This is a genomic window from Enterobacter cloacae complex sp. 2024EL-00214, assembly GCF_043945575.1.
In the GTDB taxonomy this organism is placed as follows: domain Bacteria; phylum Pseudomonadota; class Gammaproteobacteria; order Enterobacterales; family Enterobacteriaceae; genus Enterobacter; species Enterobacter cloacae_P.
The window spans coordinates 19988-35842 of the sequence record NZ_JBIMRC010000029.1 but is presented as its reverse complement, the minus strand read 5'-3'; the positions used below and the strand labels follow the sequence as shown (position 1 = coordinate 35842).

Sequence of the window (15855 nt, the reverse complement as noted above, 5' to 3'; positions counted from 1 at the left end):
ATGAGTCAGTCCTTTTCCCGGCGCCAATAAGCACTGAACGAGCCCCCTGAACCAGAAGCGTTCGCAGATACGAATCACCGGCTTTTGTGATCCTGCCGAGTTTCGACTTTCCCCCGCTGCTGTATTGTGATGGCGTCAGCCCCAGCCAGGCTGCCAGTTGACGTCCATTTTTAAAATCATGTGCATTACCGATACTGGCGACCAGTGCACAGGCCGTTGTGGGACCAACGCCCTTTAGCTCCATCAGCCGCTGACTGCGATGATCTGTTTTGGCTATGTGGGACAAAATTCGGTCATATTCAGTGATGTTAGCTTCAATGCGATCAACGTGTTCCATCAAATCATCAACACATTGCTGAACCTGAAGCGGTAAAGAGCTCTTCTGCACAGAAACCATGTGGCGCAGGGCATCAGCACTTTGTGGCGCGATGACACCGAATTCAGATATCAATCCTCGCAGACGATTATACGTTGCTGTTTTCTCTTCGATAAAACCCTGACGGGTACGATGTAAACACTGCATGGCCTGCTGGCTTTCGTCTTTCACTGGTACGAACCGCATATGCGGACGACGAACAGCTTCACAGATAGCCTGAGCATCAGCTGCATCATTTTTTCCTGATTTTCCGGCCATACGATAAGGCGATACAAACTTAGCAGCCATCAGACGTGGCTCATGACCATACTGCCGAAACAATCTTGCCCAGTAGTGAGCCCCGGAGCATGCTTCCATCCCGATAACACAGGGAGGCAAACTTGCAATTAACTCAGGAAGTGCAGCACGCGATACTTTAGGCTTAACCAGAACAGTTCTACCATTTTGATCAACACCGTGAACAGCAAACACATTTTTAGCAAGATCGATACCGACAGTCGTGATAGTCATAACGAATTCCTCCGGGACGATGTGTACCCCATGATTGCACAAGAGTTAATCAGGCGCATAATCAGGGGAAGTCCCTTCCATTCGTTAAGCTCATTTTTTATCATTTCTGGTTTTTTTGGAAACGTAATATTCTGGATGTTAAGACGGTCATGCGGGGACATTGAACACAGATAATCATGTCCAGGTACGAACGTCCCATATAGAGTGTGAGCATTGATCGTGCTGTATTTTCGTTTATAGTAGATAGATTCTGTATCATACAGAGCACGTGGTCAGCACTAAAGTACATTACGCTGACTTATTCTGTTCACTGAGGGCTGAGTACCTGCTTTCAAGGATTTATCTGCTGATCATGCGCATTACGCCACCCTGAGTTTTCCCTTCCTCCGCCGTACTGAGCGAGCCTCAGAACGCACGTAATAACATCCCGTCTGCGGATGTGTTTTATCGTATTTGAAACCTATGTCCTCCGGGGCTAACTACATCTAAAAACTGAGAAATTACTATGTTGCTGTCCTCGACGCGTAAGGACTGGCTGGGTAACGTCCGTGGTGACGTGCTGGCTGGTATTGTTGTCGCGCTCGCACTCATTCCAGAAGCGATCGCCTTTTCCATTATTGCCGGTGTTGACCCTCAGGTGGGGCTTTACTCCGCTTTCTGTATCCCGCTGATTATGGCCTTCTTTGGTGGTCGCCCGGCGATGATATCTTCATCAACGGGGGCAATGGCGCTCCTGATGGTGACCCTGGTGAAGGATCATGGACTGCAGTACTTACTGGCTGCCTCCGTACTGACCGGCGTATTCCAGCTGATAGCCGGTTATCTTAAACTCGGCGGGCTCATGCGCTACGTCTCACGCTCCGTGGTAACCGGATTCGTTAATGCACTCGCGATCCTAATTTTCATGGCGCAGTTACCTGAGCTCACCAATGTGACCTGGCATGTTTATGCTATGACGGCAGTAGGGCTCGCCATTATCTACCTCTTCCCGTATCTGAATAAAACAATCCCCTCACCCCTTGTCTGTATCGTGGTGCTTACGGCTATTGCCATATGGCTGCATCTGGACGTGCGTACGGTCGGGGATATGGGCAAACTGCCTGACAGTCTGCCGGTCTTCCTGGTGCCGGACATCCCGCTGAATCTTGATACGCTCCTGATTATTCTCCCTTACTCCGCAGGCCTCGCCATTGTAGGGTTACTGGAATCAATGATGACAGCCACGATTGTGGACGATATGACGGATACCCCCAGTGATAAAAACAGGGAATGCAAGGCTCAGGGCATCGCTAATATCTGCACCTCATTTGTCGGAGGAATGGCGGGCTGTGCAATGATTGGTCAGTCTGTTATCAACGTGAAATCCGGCGGTCGGGGCCGTCTGTCCACCCTCACTGCCGGTGTGGTCCTGCTGTGTATGGTAGTCTTTCTCAGGGACCTGGTCTCGCAAATCCCTATGGCCGCGCTTGTCGCCGTAATGATCATGGTTTCGGTTGGTACCTTTTCATGGCGTTCAGTTACCGACCTTAAAAGCCATCCCATTTCTACCAGCGTGGTGATGCTGGCAACAGTGGTGGTGGTGGTGGCCACTCATAATCTGGCATTCGGGGTACTGACCGGTGTGCTTATCGCTTCCCTGAATTTTGCCACTAAAGTGGCGCGTTTTCTGGCTGTCTCTTCAGAACTCAGGGAAGAGTCCCGGCTCTATAAGGTCACCGGGCAGGTGTTCTTTGCCTCCGCCGACCGCTTTATGGCGTATTTTGATTTTCGCGAAGCGGCAGAGAAAGTTGTCATTGATGTTACGCATGCCCATTTCTGGGATATCACGTCGGTCAGCGCACTGGATAAGGTGGTTATTAAATTCCGCAGAGAAGGAACAGACGTTGAGATCCGCGGGATGAACGAAGCAACCCGTACTATCGTTGATCGCTTTGGTGTTCACGATAAACCCGAAGAAGTCGAAAAACTGATGGGAGGTCATTAATGTCAGGATTTAATGCTATGGACAACACCGTTATTGCCTGCGTGGATGGATCGTCATCAACACGCGCCGTGTGTGAGTATGCAGCCTGGGTTGCCGGGAAGCTTGACGTTCCTCTTGCCCTGCTGCATGTGCTTGAAAAAAATGAACAACCGGCAGTTTCTGACCTTACGGGGGCTATCGGTATTGACAGCCGGGAGCAACTGACGCAGGACCTTGTCCGGATAGAAGGGGAGCGTAACCGCCTGCTGATGACTCAGGGACGCGCCATTCTTGCCGGATGCGCGGAACTGCTCAGCCAGATCGGTATCCCGGATGTTCAGCAACTTCAGAAACATGGCGCACTGGATATCATCCTGGCTGACCTGAAAGGTATTCGTATGATGGTGCTCGGTCGCCGGGGAGCACAGAACCCGGTTGGCAGCAATCTGGAGAGCATTATCCGCCTGCAGAAAAAGCCGGTAATGATTGTACCTGAAACTTTTTCTGTACCTTCAAGAGTCATGTTTGCGTTTGATGGCAGTGAGGAAAGCCGGAGAAACCTGCGTCGACCGACGCTCAGCCCTCTGCTGCAGAGCCTGGAATGTCATATCGTAATGGTTAACGGCGATGCTCATACCCTCGAAGAGGCAAAGCGTAGTCTGCAGTGCGCTGGCATCAGTGCGATATCCCGGTTAGCTGAAGGACGCTCGGTAACGGAGGCGCTTTGTCGTTACGCCGCAGACAACGGCGTGGATTTGATTGTCATGGGGGCATATGGGCACTCTTCCCTGCGACGTTTTTTCATCGGCAGTAACACAACTGCGATGCTCGAACAGACCAGAGTCCCGCTGTTAATGCTCAGATAAGTCGGAACCCGGAGGAAACTCCGGGAAAACTTAATTCAAGACTGGCATTAAAACCCTGAGTCGGGAAGAAAAGGCGACATTATGCAGAAAACCCTTATGATTGATGAAGTTCTTGCGCTTGCCCGGCTTAGCCAGGTTGCATTTGATAAACCCATAAAATATATGGATGACACGGATGCTGAACTCATCGCTCGTTTTAAAAAAACCATCACACCAGAACTTATTGAGCAGATGTGTCTCAGAATACTTGAGCTTGAAGCGAAGTTTCAGACTTTAAACGAATAAGCGTCAGGAATATGATAATTAAAGGCTGAACAGGGACTGCAGTAAGACGGCCAGCGGTCAGAGAGCAAAAAACGGGACTGAACTGGCTGTGATAAGTGAGATATCAGAGTGTTAACTTTACCTGCTGTGGCGGAGCTCCGCGACAGAGATGAAGGTATACCTTCATCTCTGGGTCTGAACTTTTCATTAAAAAAGGGGCTGCCGGGAGTCCTCTACAGAGATCAGAGCTTGATATTTCAGGCAATGAACGAACAGGAATTATTTCCCTGCCTGCAGGTCAGAGCCAGCTTTCGATAATGTCTCTTGATGGTATTCCTCCGGTATGTACAACGATGTTATCAACGACAACCGCCGGGGTCGCCATCACTTTGTGTTTCATTATTTCAGACAGTGACTCCACTTTTTCAAGCTGAATAGCGACGCCTCTCTCATCAGCCACCTGCTGGATAAGCCGGATGGTTGTTTTACAACCGGAACAGCCTGTACCCAGTACTTTTACATGCTTCATTTTATAATCCTCTTCAGGGAATTAACGGGAATACAACGTTAAAAATCCAGCCAACCAGTGTGAAAGAGGTCAACAACAGCAACAGCAGGGTGCACAGTAATTGCCACTTCATCACCTGTTTGAGCAGAATGAACTCAGGAAAGCTGGCAGCCACAGTGCTCATGCAAAAAGCCAGAGTTGTCCCCACTGGCAGGCCGTTCGTGATCAGACTCTCCATCACAGGGATCACACCGGTAGCATTGGAATAGAGAGGTATGCCAACCAGCACAGCTACAGGGACAGTCCACCACTGACCGGCACCGAGATGCGACGCGATCCATCCGTCGGGCACAAATCCATGCAATGCCGCACCAAGTCCTACTCCGAGAATGACCCAGAGCCAGACACGCTTAAAAATGGTGAGAGTTTCCTCTTTAGCAAAGGCATGTCGCTTTGAGAGAGGCATATGCGGTGCCATGGTAGATTGTCGGATCTCATCAGTTTGATGTTGCTGCCCGTCTCTGAGGGCATCGGCGGCAAAATCGGCTAACCAGCGTTCGGCCTTAATCCGATCAAGAAAAGCACCGCCAGCCATACCAACAGCCATTCCGACAGCAATATAAATGAGCGTGAACTTCCATCCGAGCAGGCTGACCAGAAGCAGGACGGCGACTTCATTGATAAGGGGGGATGTGATGAGAAAGGCCATGGTAATCCCGAGGGGGATACCAGCCGAAGTAAACCCCAGAAATACCGGGATACTTGAGCAGGAACAGAACGGAGTAACGGCGCCAAAGCAGGAGCCCAGTAAATACCCCATTCCACGGTGCTTACCTGCAAGATAGTTTCTTACCCTCTCAATATCCAGCGAGGCCCGTAGTATGGCCACAAAGTAGATCATGACCAGCAAGAGAACGAAAATTTTGCTCACGTCTTCGACAAAAAAGTGGATCGCCTCCCCGAGTTTGGTTGCAGGACTCAGACTAAGGCATTCATAGACCAGCCAGGTGGCAAAATCAGTGAAAATCTGGAACATAACGGACAGGCCTCACGACGGTTGTTTTTCGGGAAGACGCTGTTTGACAGAAAAGGATGCAGTTTTTTTCGATTTATTTCATTTGCTGAGAAATGTTATTGAACAGGATTTCACTGCAATAGCTTATCGGTAACCCCAGAAGGGGAAACAGATTCTTTACTTGGGAGTGAAACAACATACCCGACCATACTCATCCAGTCTGATCTGGCAATTGCTGGAAAGTTTCCTATGCAGCCTATCCCTCGCCCGGGATAAACGCGATTTGGTTGCCGCAAGTGTCAGACCATTTCGGTCTGCAAAATCAGCCTGTTTCATCCCCTCAAGATCACAGAGCGTAAGGATAATCCGATCAGACTCTGCCATTTTATCCAGGATGCGGGGCAGACAACCAGCCAGTGAGTCGACAGTTTCAGGCGTATTATCCGGCAATGATAAATCATCGTGGAGAGGCATAAATGGACGCTGCTGGCGGCTTTTATCAATAAGCAGATGCCGGGCAACCTCAAACAGCCAGGCTCTGGCATTCACGATGGCACAGAATTTCCCCTGTTGTCGTATTGCCCGGAGAAAGGTTTCCTGTATCAGATCATCAGCATCAGCCTCATTACCCACTTGTCTGAGTAACCAGCAAAGAAGTTCGTGTTCATGCTTCTTCCACGCCTTCATAAGGCAAGGCGGCGTGCCGTTCAGTTGCTCCATTTATGACTCTCTCGTTAAATACACCGCATAGCGGGAGGATATTGGTTCTGATGCTGTCGGGGATGGGGTCCGGGAACTGTCGGTGCCATGATGATGTGATGGACTGATAGCATCCGATCAGTTATCCACCTTTCGGAAACCTCTTCCTGCAACAGGGTATGCTGTCTTGTGTTCAGTATCATGCAGTAAACCGTCATGCGCAATACCATCAATTTCCGCGCATTCGGTTCCGGATAAAACGTCAAAAAAGCGGTCCGGAATCTGCCTGATAAGCCAGCTAATGACTTTTTCGATACGCATGTTAACCCCCTTTACTCAGCATCATAATTATAGATTGTAATATTCGATTTTTCGAATGTGTTGTTGACATGAATTCAGAGAGGACTAAGATGAAGCCGAACGAAACCATGGAGTATTTATGTCCCCAATCACCGCGCTTCAGCTTTTCAAAAATCTCTCGGATGAAACTCGCCTGAAAATCGTGCTGTTGCTGAGAGCGTCAGGAGAACTCTGTGTTTGCGAGCTTTGCGGAACGCTGGAGGAATCTCAGCCCAAGATATCCCGCCACCTTTCCATGCTACGGGAAAGTGGGCTGCTTATTGACCGCCGTGAGGGTAAATGGATCCACTATCGGCTTTCAGCGCACATGCCCGCCTGGGCGGCGGCAGTCATTGAGCAGGCTTATTTGAGCCAGGAAGAGGAAATTGCGCTTCTGGTCAGACGGGTTGCCCGTAACAGTTCCACAACCGGTGGCAGAGCGGTGTGTCTTTAACAGATATAAAAATCCATTAGTACATATATGATTTAACGAATTTATAGGGTGGCATTATGAATATACTATTTTTGTGTACCGGTAATTCCTGCCGCTCCATCCTGGCCGAAGCAACATTTAATGCGCTTTCACCGAAAGAGCATCATGCATTCAGCGCCGGCAGCCAGCCAAAAGGTGAAGTCCATCCCCGTTCCCTGGCTCTTCTCAGAATCAAAGAGATACCCACGGATGGGTACTACAGTAAATCGTGGGACAACCTCCCGGTGACACCTGATGTGGTGATCACGGTGTGCGGTAATGCGGCTGGTGAAACCTGTCCTGCGTATCTTGCTCCGGCAGTCAGGGCACACTGGGGAGTGGAGGATCCTGATAAGGCTACCGGGAGTGATCAGGAAATCGACGCTGCTTTCGAAAAGGCCTGGCAAATTCTTCATCACCGGATTGAAGCTTTTCTGTCGCTTCCGTCATCAGTCATTTCCGGCCCTGAAGAGCGTCTTCAGGCTGAACTGAACCGGATCGGTGAGACCATTTTTTAACTTAAACCTGAAGGAATAGAGATAATGAAAACACTGTCAGTATATGACCCGGCACTTTGCTGCAGTTCTGGTGTGTGCGGTACGGAAGTTGATCAGACTTTAGTGTCATTTTCCGCAGACGTGACATGGCTGAAACAGCAGGGTGTTTCGGTGGAACGCTTTAATCTGTCACAGCAACCGATGGCGTTTGCTGAGAATCCGACAGTTAAAGCCTTTCTTGAACGCTCCGGCGCTGAAAGCCTGCCATTGATTCTGCTGGATGGCGAGTTCGTCCTGTCCGGGCGCTATCCGACGCGCCAGGACCTGGTTCGCTGGTTTGGGATTGTTGAGGAGAAAGCTGGTAGAGCTCCGGTAAAAAGCTGCTGCGGCGGCAACACTTCATGTTGCTGAACTCAGCCGGACAGGAGCCCATCGTGAACTATCTGAACAGTATTCCGAAGTTTCTCTTTTTTACCGGGAAAGGCGGGGTCGGAAAAACCTCGCTTTCCTGCGCAACGGCTATTCGTCTTGCTGATGAGGGAAAACGTATCCTGCTGGTCAGTACCGATCCGGCGTCAAATGTGGGGCAGGTTTTCGGGCAGCAGATCGGTAATACCCTGACGGTCATCTCTGCCGTCCCTGGAATCACAGCGCTTGAGATCGATCCGCAGGCGGCTGCACAACAATATCGTTCCCGCATCGTTGATCCGGTTAGAGGCGTTCTTCCCGAAGAGGTGGTGCGCAGCATTGAAGAACAGTTATCCGGTGCCTGCACAACAGAAATTGCTGCCTTTGATGAGTTCACCGGCCTGCTGACCGATGACGCGTTACTGAATGATTTTGACCATGTGATTTTTGATACCGCCCCTACAGGACACACCATTCGCCTGCTCCAGCTGCCGGGAGCCTGGAGCAGTTTTATCGAGACAAATCCTGACGGTGCGTCCTGCCTTGGTCCGCTGGCCGGACTGGAAAAACAACGAGAACGCTACTCGCACGCCTTATCGGTACTGGCAGACGGGGAAAAGACACGGATAATTCTGGTCGCCCGCGCTCAGCAGTCAACGCTGGCTGAAGTCGCCCGCACGCATGATGAACTGCTGCATGTCGGTCTTAAGCACCAGTACCTGGTGATAAACGGGATGATGCCGGCCGGAGAAGCCTCACAGGACAATCTTGCCAGTGCGTTGTACCAGCGAGAACAACGTATTCTTTCCGGAATGCCGCCGGTACTTACCGCACTACCGACTGACAGGTTAAGCCTGCAGCAGGAAAATCTGGTTGGAGTGAAGGCACTTCGGCGTCTGCTGGACAAAGATAACATCCCATGTGTATCAGCTGATGCGATATCACGCTCTGAGGTCATCTCTGCACCGTCCCTTGAAACGCTGGTTGATGATATTGCCAGGGACGGACATGGTCTGGTGATGTTGATGGGCAAAGGGGGCGTGGGAAAGACCACTCTGGCCGCTGCTGTCGCCGTGGCGCTTGCAGACAAAGGGTTTGATGTTCACCTGACCACCTCCGATCCCGCAGCTCACCTTGAAAACACCCTGAACGGACAATGCCATAATCTCCAGGTCAGTCGTATCGATCCGCATACGGAGACAGAGCGCTACCGGGAACATGTTCTTGCCACGAAAGGAAATGCTCTGGACACACAGGGACGCGCGTTACTGGAAGAAGATTTACGCTCTCCCTGTACGGAAGAAATTGCCGTGTTCCAGGCGTTTTCCCGTGTGATCAGGGAAGCCGGGAAGCGTTTTGTGGTCATGGATACAGCCCCGACGGGCCATACCCTGTTGCTGCTTGATGCGACGGGTGCCTACCATCGTGAAGTGGCCAAACGGATGGGAGATAAGGGACATTATCTGACACCAATGATGCAGTTGCAGGATCCTGAGCGGACCAAAATTATGCTCGTTACCCTGCCTGAAACTACCCCAGTTCTGGAAGCTGCCGGTTTACAGGAGGATTTGCGCCGGGCCGGGATTGAACCCTGGGCATGGCTCATCAATAACAGTCTGGTCGCAACAGAGACAACTTCACCGCTGTTATTGACGAGGGCCGCACACGAAGCTACTCAAATCAATAAGGTCAGGACCGAGCTGGCCTCTCGTATGGCGCTGATCCCTCTGCAACAGGAAGCGCCGACGGGTATTGAGCAACTGCAACGTCTGATCCGTCAGGCGGAAAAATAATAAAGAAGGGCGGGTATCGTTCTGCCCGACAGGAGGTTTTATGTGGCTGGCTGCAGCTATTTTTATTCTGACCATTGTACTGGTCATCTGGCAACCCCGCGGACTGGGAATTGGCTGGAGTGCGATGCTCGGCGCCGCACTTGCACTGATTTCAGGCGTGGTTCACGTCGGTGATATTCCGACCGTCTGGCATATCGTCTGGAATGCGACGGCAACATTCATTGCGGTCATTATCATCAGTCTGTTACTCGACGAATCGGGTTTCTTTGAATGGGCTGCTCTGCACGTCGCACGCTGGGGAAACGGGCGCGGACGCTGGTTGTTTACCTGGATTATTTTACTGGGTGCTGCGGTAGCGGCCCTGTTTGCCAACGACGGAGCGGCGCTGATCCTGACACCTATCGTAATTGCCATGCTACTCGCTCTGGGATTCAGTAAAGGCACAACGCTGGCGTTCGTCATGGCAGCAGGGTTTATCGCGGACTCAGCCAGCCTGCCGCTCATCGTTTCGAACCTGGTAAACATCGTCTCGGCAGATTTCTTTAAACTCGGGTTCAATGAATACGCGTCAGTTATGGTGCCGGTTGATATCGCTGCCATCATTGCCACACTGGTGATGCTGCATCTGTATTTCCGCAAGGATATTCCTGCAACCTATGAAATCTCCCGTCTGAAAGCACCTGAAGAAGCTATCCGCGATCTGAACACCTTCCGGACAGGCTGGGGCGTACTGGCTCTATTGCTGATCGGGTTCTTTGGTCTTGAACCTCTGGGGATCCCCGTCAGCGCAGTTGCTGCTGCCGGGGCACTTATTCTGTTTCTTGTCGCCAAAAAAGGACATGCGATTAATACCGGAAAGGTGCTTCGCGGAGCCCCCTGGCAGATTGTGATTTTCTCCCTGGGTATGTACCTGGTGGTCTACGGGCTGCGTAATGCCGGACTGACTGACTACCTGTCAGCCGTACTTAATCAGTTTGCCAGCCAGGGGCTGTGGATGGCCACGCTGGGCACGGGCTTCCTGACCGCCTTCCTCTCCTCGATCATGAATAACATGCCAACCGTCCTGGTGGGAGCACTGTCTATTGATGGCAGCACGGCGACCGGGGTGATTAAAGAGGCCATGATTTACGCCAATGTTATTGGCAGCGATCTGGGACCCAAAATCACCCCTATCGGCAGTCTGGCCACCCTGCTGTGGCTACATGTACTGGCGCAGAAAGATATCCGGATCTCCTGGGGATATTACTTCCGGGTCGGCATTGTAATGACCCTGCCCGTGCTGTTTGTGACGCTTGTTGCCCTGGTATTACGTTTATCCGTTTCGTTGTGATTAACCTGGCTCCGGTCGTCACGGACCTGTGCCCGTCAAACCTGAAGAGAGTGATTTATGAGCGCAATTACGATTTATCATAACCCGGCCTGCGGTACGTCCCGTAATACCCTCGAGCTGATCCGCAACAGTGGTGTGGAACCCACGGTCATTTTATACCTTGAGACACCGCCAGCGCGTGCTGAGCTGGTCAGGCTCATCGCTGATATGGGGATCAGCGTGCGTGCCCTGCTGCGAAAAAATGTGGAGCCTTATGAGCAACTGGGCCTGGCAGAGGATAAATGGAGTGACGATGAGCTGATTGATTTTATGCTGCAGCATCCCATCCTGATCAATCGTCCTGTTGTGGTCACACCTGTGGGTACCCGGCTGTGCCGTCCGTCTGAAGTGGTGCTGGATATTCTGCCGGATGCACAAAAGGGAGCGTTCAGCAAAGAGGACGGCGAACAGGTGATTGATGCCCAGGGGCAGCGTGTCGCGAAGTAATCCCAGCGGTCGGGCTGTCAGCACCTGAGCGGCCCGATCATACCTTTCCGGCCTGACATAAGGTAAGCCGCGATGATGAGTAAAACATACAATGTCCTGTTCCTGTGTTCCGGGAATTCGGCACGAAGCCTGTTTGCTGAAGTGCTGATGAACCAGCTCGGCGGGGGAAAATTCCGGGCATTCAGCGCCGGTACTCAACCGGCAAGTTCACCTCACCCGCTGACGCTCAGGGTGCTTAACGATCAGGGATTCAGTACTGAATTCCTGAAAAGCAAACATCTGCAAAACTTTCAGCATCCGGATGCTCCGCAAATGGATTTCATTTTTACGCTGTGTGACAAGATGGCGGGAGAAGGATGTCCGGTGTTCCCGGGCGGCCCCATAACAGCTCACTGGGGGTTCCGGGATCCAGCTTCAGCAGAGGGTACCGATAAGGAGAAGTACCACGCCTTTGTGGAGGTTGAAAAACAGATAGCCACGCGCATCCGGCTGTTTCTGAGCCTTCCCCTGGATAAAATCGACCGGATTTCATTACAGCATCAGCTGCAGGCAATGGGACATACCTGATCTGACGAACAATAAACCGTAACCGATCGGTCTCCCTTCCTTACAAACCCTGACTGCGCCCTGAAAACGTTATCCCGGCTGATACAAACAGCACGGATAAGGTAACGGCATAACGTCGAAGATTAATAAACCATTAGCATGGAGCCTTTATTGATGTTTCACCCGTTTGATATTCTCACCCTGGACAATGGCGCCAGGCTGATATTTACCCCCTGTCCGGGAACCAGAGGGGTGCCACTTGCTAATTCATTGAAATCATTAAAAGAAGCCGGGGCACAGGCTGTTATCACCATGATGACGCTGGCTGAACTCAGTGAAAATGAGGCTGATGCCCTCCCGTCACTGTGCGCTGACTTTTATATGGACTGGTTTCACCTCCCCGTAGAAGACAGCTGTGCACCTGAAGCCCCATTTGAACAGGCATTTGCCCGGGAAAAAACGAATCTGCTGGCGATCGTCAGGTCTGGCGGAACGATGGTTATCCATTGTCATGGAGGTTCTGGCCGGACAGGGATGATGGCCGCTATCCTGATGCTCGAGTCAGGGTATCTGCCTGCTCAGGTGAAAAAACAGGTCCAGCTAATCAGGCCAAAATCACTGACTTCTCCGGTGCAGGTCAGTTATCTTAACAGGCGATACGGCTACCAGTAACAACGGCATAATGGTCAGACTGCCCTGCCAGTCGAAACGTATCCATCAGGGGCAAACCTGTCCCCTGATGGTCCGGGGGCGTGATATGTGTCTTTCAAATGCCCGGCAAGCCGGACACTGCACTTTGTTCCGGCGTCAAGATCACAGGCGATATACCAGTGACCCCTCTCTTTTCCTGCTTTACATTTCTATGTTTCCAGAAATATGATTTACAGTAATGGTTGTTTGTATTACCCTTGCTTAATATTCGATACATCCGGAAATACAGGAGGGTTATATGTCCGCAGAACTGCAGGATGTCGCCGGCATGTTTGCCTTACTCGCCGTCGAACTGTCGGCTTTATTTTTACTCATCAGTTTACTCGTTGGTGTACTGCAAAGGCATGTTCCGCCGGCACGTATCGAGGCATTACTCAGTGCTGGCCGCTTCAGAAGCTATTTTCTGGCGGCGGGCCTGGGGGCTATCACGCCGTTTTGCAGTTGCTCAACCATTCCTGTGCTGAAGGGACTCATCCGCGCGCGCGCCGGATTTGGCCCTATGATGGTCTTTCTCTTTGCATCTCCTCTACTGAACCCGGTCATTATTGCCCTGATGGCCGCGACATTTGGGTTAAGCCTGACGCTGATTTATGCCGGCGCCGCGCTTCTGGTATCACTAATTGCGGGATGGTTACTGCAGATTCTGGGTTTTGATAAATACATACGCAGCGGGGTACATGAGGGGAGGGCTTCCAGCCAGACAATTAAACGCGGCAGTACTGTGAGCAGTAAAAGTCCCTGCTGTGGCGAACACCTGTCCGGAAACCACTCCCGTCAGGCTGACATGACGAGAGCTGTACCGGAAAATTGTTGTAAACCGCAATCTGACGTTAATGCCTTACCCCGCCGTTACAGAGGCTTATGGCGTGATACCTGGGCTGACTTCAGAGGTGTTTTCCCCTACCTGATCGCCGGGATAGCTATCGGAAGTATAATTTATGGTTACCTGCCCACGACGTTACTTGAACAGTATGCCGGACCGGCAAATCCTTTTGCCATTCCTGCTGCGGCGATTATTGGTGTGCCCCTTTATATCCGGGCTGAAGCGGTTATTCCTCTGGCGGCTGCATTACTGGCCAAAGGGGTGGGGGCCGGAACGGTTCTGGCCCTTATCATCGGCAGTGCAGGTGCCAGCCTGACGGAACTGATCCTGTTGCGCGCCCTTTTCAGGTTCAGGCTGCTGGCAGCATTCGTGCTGGTCATTATTTCGATGGCGATAATGGCTGGCTACACAGCTTATCTCTTTTTCTGAACAGCCCGTAAATGCGCCCCTGGACATTACTGCTGTCAGATTTACAGGATTGCTATATTTTAAAATTCCATTATTCTGGAAATACAGATTTAAGGAGGTGTTATGGATATTGTTAAGGCGGCAGATGCACTGAAGGAGCTGGGTCATCCGACCCGGCTCGGCATCTTCAAGGAACTGGTTAAATTTGGATATACAGGCTTGCCTGTCGGGGAGTTACAAAAGCGTCTCGATATCCCGGCGTCGACGCTAAGCCATCACCTGTCTGCCCTGTTGTCTGTGGGGCTTATACGCCAGGAAAGGCAGGGGCGCACTCTGTACTGCCAGCCACAGTATGAACAACTGAGCCAGATTGTCGGATTTTTGCTGGATGAGTGTTGCATGGGCAGCGCAGCCAGTGTTTCAACAGTTACATCAACCCGTGAGTAAAGTCTGCAATGAACAAATTGAATGACAGCCTGCCAAATATCATCCCTCACATTTTCAGCGTGCCGGATTTCACTGATAACCCTGTATCTGAAACCCCAGTGCATGCACCGCGTATTTTGATGCTGTATGGATCTGTACGTGAACGTTCTTACAGCCGCCTGGCGACGGAGGAAGGCGCACGCCTGCTCACCGCCATGGGGGCTGAAGTCCGTATTTTTAATCCGTCAGGGCTTCCCCTGCCAGATGATGCTCCGGATACCCACCCGAAAGTTGCCGAGCTCCGTGAACTGGTGCGATGGTCGGAAGGGATGGTGTGGTGTTCCCCTGAACGTCATGGGGCAATGACCGGGATTATGAAAGCACAGATAGACTGGATCCCACTGAGCGAAGGAGCTGTACGCCCTTCCCAGGGGAAAACGCTGGCGGTGATGCAGGTCAGCGGTGGCTCCCAGTCTTTTAATGCGGTAAACCAGATGCGTATTCTTGGCCGCTGGATGCGAATGATCACCATCCCGAATCAGTCATCAGTCGCCAAAGCCTGGCAGGAATTTGATGAAGAAGGCAGGATGAAGCCCTCAGCCTATTACGACAGGATCGTGGATGTGATGGAAGAGCTGATGAAGTTTACGTTGCTTACCCGGGGAAGAACGGCCTGCCTGGTTGACCGCTACAGTGAACGTAAGGAAAGTGCAGAGGCACTTTCTGCGAGAGTTAATCAGCGCAGTATATAGTATGTCAGGGTACCTGCGGTGTCAGCGTTAGGGGCTCACAGAGGAGGGGTTCCGTAAACCCACCTCTGTTTGAGTAGCTGAATGTCTGCCCAGGTAAATGTCGCGGACTGTAATTGTCTTTAGCCGGATTACCGGCATTGCCTCCAAAGCCCTTCACCGGCACAGTTGTTCTCAGGGTACACCATTAATTATGTGCTTGATTATGCCTGGAGGTTAGTTTTGCCTGGTACCTGAGAATCATATAAGACACGCTATCAGATAAAAACCCGCCGCGGTCATCAGCAGCGATCCCATCACGTGCACCAGTACGGAGGTGAAAGCCCACGTGTAATTTCCTGCCTGCAATAAGGTGAAAACCTCGACAGAAAATGTTGAAAAGGTAGTCAGCCCCCCACACAGACCGGTGACGATCAGCAGTTTCCAGGCCGGATCTACGTGAGGATGACGAATGAAATATGCCATTGCGCCACCAATGATAAATGCTCCCAGCAAATTCACTACCAGGGTTCCGGGTGGAAGAGACGGGAAGAAACTGTTGAATTTCATCCCAAAAAACCAGCGGATAATACATCCCACGGCCCCACCAATCATAATTGCTGCCAGCTGACTCAATGCTGCGTTCCCCACCTAAGAAGAATTAAGGCGTATACCGGACTCATCCGG

Annotated in this window: 20 protein-coding genes; 14 read left to right on the top strand and 6 right to left on the bottom strand. The window is 51.4% G+C overall.

Going from position 1 to position 15855, the window contains the following annotated elements; genetic code table 11:
* On the bottom strand, positions 1 to 886 hold an 886-nt coding region (locus ACHHZ6_RS23050), incomplete at its 3' end, for an IS110 family transposase (protein WP_172729665.1).
* A gap of 505 nt (positions 887 to 1391) precedes the next feature.
* Between ACHHZ6_RS23050 and ACHHZ6_RS23045 the strand changes: the two genes are divergently transcribed.
* From ACHHZ6_RS23045 to ACHHZ6_RS23035, 3 genes are all read left to right on the top strand, one after another.
* Positions 1392 to 2870 carry a SulP family inorganic anion transporter gene (locus tag ACHHZ6_RS23045; RefSeq protein WP_032951231.1) on the top strand — a complete coding sequence of 493 codons (1479 nt, stop codon included), beginning with the start codon at positions 1392 to 1394 and terminating at the stop codon, positions 2868 to 2870.
* Positions 2871 to 2887: 17 nt separating this feature from the next.
* Positions 2888 to 3715, top strand: coding sequence for a universal stress protein (locus tag ACHHZ6_RS23040; RefSeq protein ID WP_032951234.1), 828 nt, complete (start codon positions 2888 to 2890; stop codon positions 3713 to 3715).
* Between the two features lie 96 nt (positions 3716 to 3811).
* Entirely contained in the window at positions 3812 to 4000 is a 189-nt protein-coding gene (locus ACHHZ6_RS23035) for a hypothetical protein (RefSeq protein ID WP_223226815.1), read from the top strand.
* A gap of 277 nt (positions 4001 to 4277) precedes the next feature.
* Here the strand turns inward: ACHHZ6_RS23035 and ACHHZ6_RS23030 are convergent, their stop codons facing one another.
* The 4 genes from ACHHZ6_RS23030 to ACHHZ6_RS23015 form a co-directional block, all read right to left on the bottom strand.
* Positions 4278 to 4508 carry a thioredoxin family protein gene (locus ACHHZ6_RS23030; protein WP_021314637.1) on the bottom strand — a complete coding sequence of 77 codons (231 nt, stop codon included), beginning with the start codon at positions 4506 to 4508 and terminating at the stop codon, positions 4278 to 4280.
* 13 nt (positions 4509 to 4521) lie between these two features.
* On the bottom strand, positions 4522 to 5523 hold the full coding sequence (locus ACHHZ6_RS23025; protein WP_032951239.1) for a permease: 1002 nt from the start codon (positions 5521 to 5523) through the stop codon (positions 4522 to 4524).
* A 156-nt stretch (positions 5524 to 5679) separates the two neighbouring features.
* Entirely contained in the window at positions 5680 to 6222 is a 543-nt protein-coding gene (locus ACHHZ6_RS23020) for a sigma-70 family RNA polymerase sigma factor (RefSeq protein WP_032951250.1), read from the bottom strand.
* 117 nt (positions 6223 to 6339) lie between these two features.
* Positions 6340 to 6522, bottom strand: coding sequence for a hypothetical protein (locus tag ACHHZ6_RS23015; protein ID WP_025714552.1), 183 nt, complete (start codon positions 6520 to 6522; stop codon positions 6340 to 6342).
* Positions 6523 to 6640: 118 nt separating this feature from the next.
* Between ACHHZ6_RS23015 and ACHHZ6_RS23010 the strand changes: the two genes are divergently transcribed.
* The 11 genes from ACHHZ6_RS23010 (at position 6641) to arsH (ending at position 15192) form a co-directional block, all read left to right on the top strand.
* Complete coding sequence (locus tag ACHHZ6_RS23010) at positions 6641 to 6994, top strand: metalloregulator ArsR/SmtB family transcription factor (RefSeq protein WP_025714553.1); 354 nt, start codon at positions 6641 to 6643, stop codon at positions 6992 to 6994.
* A 56-nt stretch (positions 6995 to 7050) separates the two neighbouring features.
* The gene (locus tag ACHHZ6_RS23005; RefSeq protein ID WP_032951254.1) at positions 7051 to 7530 is read left to right on the top strand and encodes an arsenate reductase ArsC; all 480 of its coding nucleotides are present in this window, start codon (positions 7051 to 7053) and stop codon (positions 7528 to 7530) included.
* Positions 7531 to 7554: 24 nt separating this feature from the next.
* Complete coding sequence (gene arsD / locus ACHHZ6_RS23000) at positions 7555 to 7920, top strand: arsenite efflux transporter metallochaperone ArsD (RefSeq protein WP_032951256.1); 366 nt, start codon at positions 7555 to 7557, stop codon at positions 7918 to 7920.
* Between the two features lie 23 nt (positions 7921 to 7943).
* Positions 7944 to 9710 carry an arsenical pump-driving ATPase gene (gene arsA, locus ACHHZ6_RS22995; protein WP_032951359.1) on the top strand — a complete coding sequence of 589 codons (1767 nt, stop codon included), beginning with the start codon at positions 7944 to 7946 and terminating at the stop codon, positions 9708 to 9710.
* Between the two features lie 40 nt (positions 9711 to 9750).
* Entirely contained in the window at positions 9751 to 11040 is a 1290-nt protein-coding gene (locus ACHHZ6_RS22990) for an arsenic transporter (protein WP_032951259.1), read from the top strand.
* A gap of 57 nt (positions 11041 to 11097) precedes the next feature.
* Positions 11098 to 11526 (top strand): glutaredoxin-dependent arsenate reductase, encoded by a 429-nt coding sequence (gene arsC, locus ACHHZ6_RS22985; protein ID WP_025714558.1) that lies wholly within the window; start codon positions 11098 to 11100, stop codon positions 11524 to 11526.
* A 72-nt stretch (positions 11527 to 11598) separates the two neighbouring features.
* Positions 11599 to 12093, top strand: coding sequence for an arsenate reductase ArsC (locus ACHHZ6_RS22980; RefSeq protein ID WP_032951261.1), 495 nt, complete (start codon positions 11599 to 11601; stop codon positions 12091 to 12093).
* Between the two features lie 231 nt (positions 12094 to 12324).
* Positions 12325 to 12744 (top strand): tyrosine-protein phosphatase, encoded by a 420-nt coding sequence (locus tag ACHHZ6_RS22975; RefSeq protein ID WP_241184954.1) that lies wholly within the window; start codon positions 12325 to 12327, stop codon positions 12742 to 12744.
* Between the two features lie 277 nt (positions 12745 to 13021).
* Positions 13022 to 14035 (top strand): permease, encoded by a 1014-nt coding sequence (locus tag ACHHZ6_RS22970; RefSeq protein ID WP_032951263.1) that lies wholly within the window; start codon positions 13022 to 13024, stop codon positions 14033 to 14035.
* A gap of 102 nt (positions 14036 to 14137) precedes the next feature.
* A complete protein-coding gene (locus ACHHZ6_RS22965; RefSeq protein WP_032951265.1) occupies positions 14138 to 14461 on the top strand; it encodes a helix-turn-helix transcriptional regulator in 324 nt (107 codons plus the stop codon).
* Between the two features lie 8 nt (positions 14462 to 14469).
* The gene (arsH, locus tag ACHHZ6_RS22960) at positions 14470 to 15192 is read left to right on the top strand and encodes an arsenical resistance protein ArsH (protein ID WP_032951268.1); all 723 of its coding nucleotides are present in this window, start codon (positions 14470 to 14472) and stop codon (positions 15190 to 15192) included.
* A gap of 237 nt (positions 15193 to 15429) precedes the next feature.
* On the opposite strand, the gene crcB is transcribed toward arsH, so the two are convergent.
* Positions 15430 to 15804 carry a fluoride efflux transporter CrcB gene (gene crcB / locus ACHHZ6_RS22955; protein ID WP_071698676.1) on the bottom strand — a complete coding sequence of 125 codons (375 nt, stop codon included), beginning with the start codon at positions 15802 to 15804 and terminating at the stop codon, positions 15430 to 15432.
* Positions 15805 to 15855: the final 51 nt, after the last annotated feature.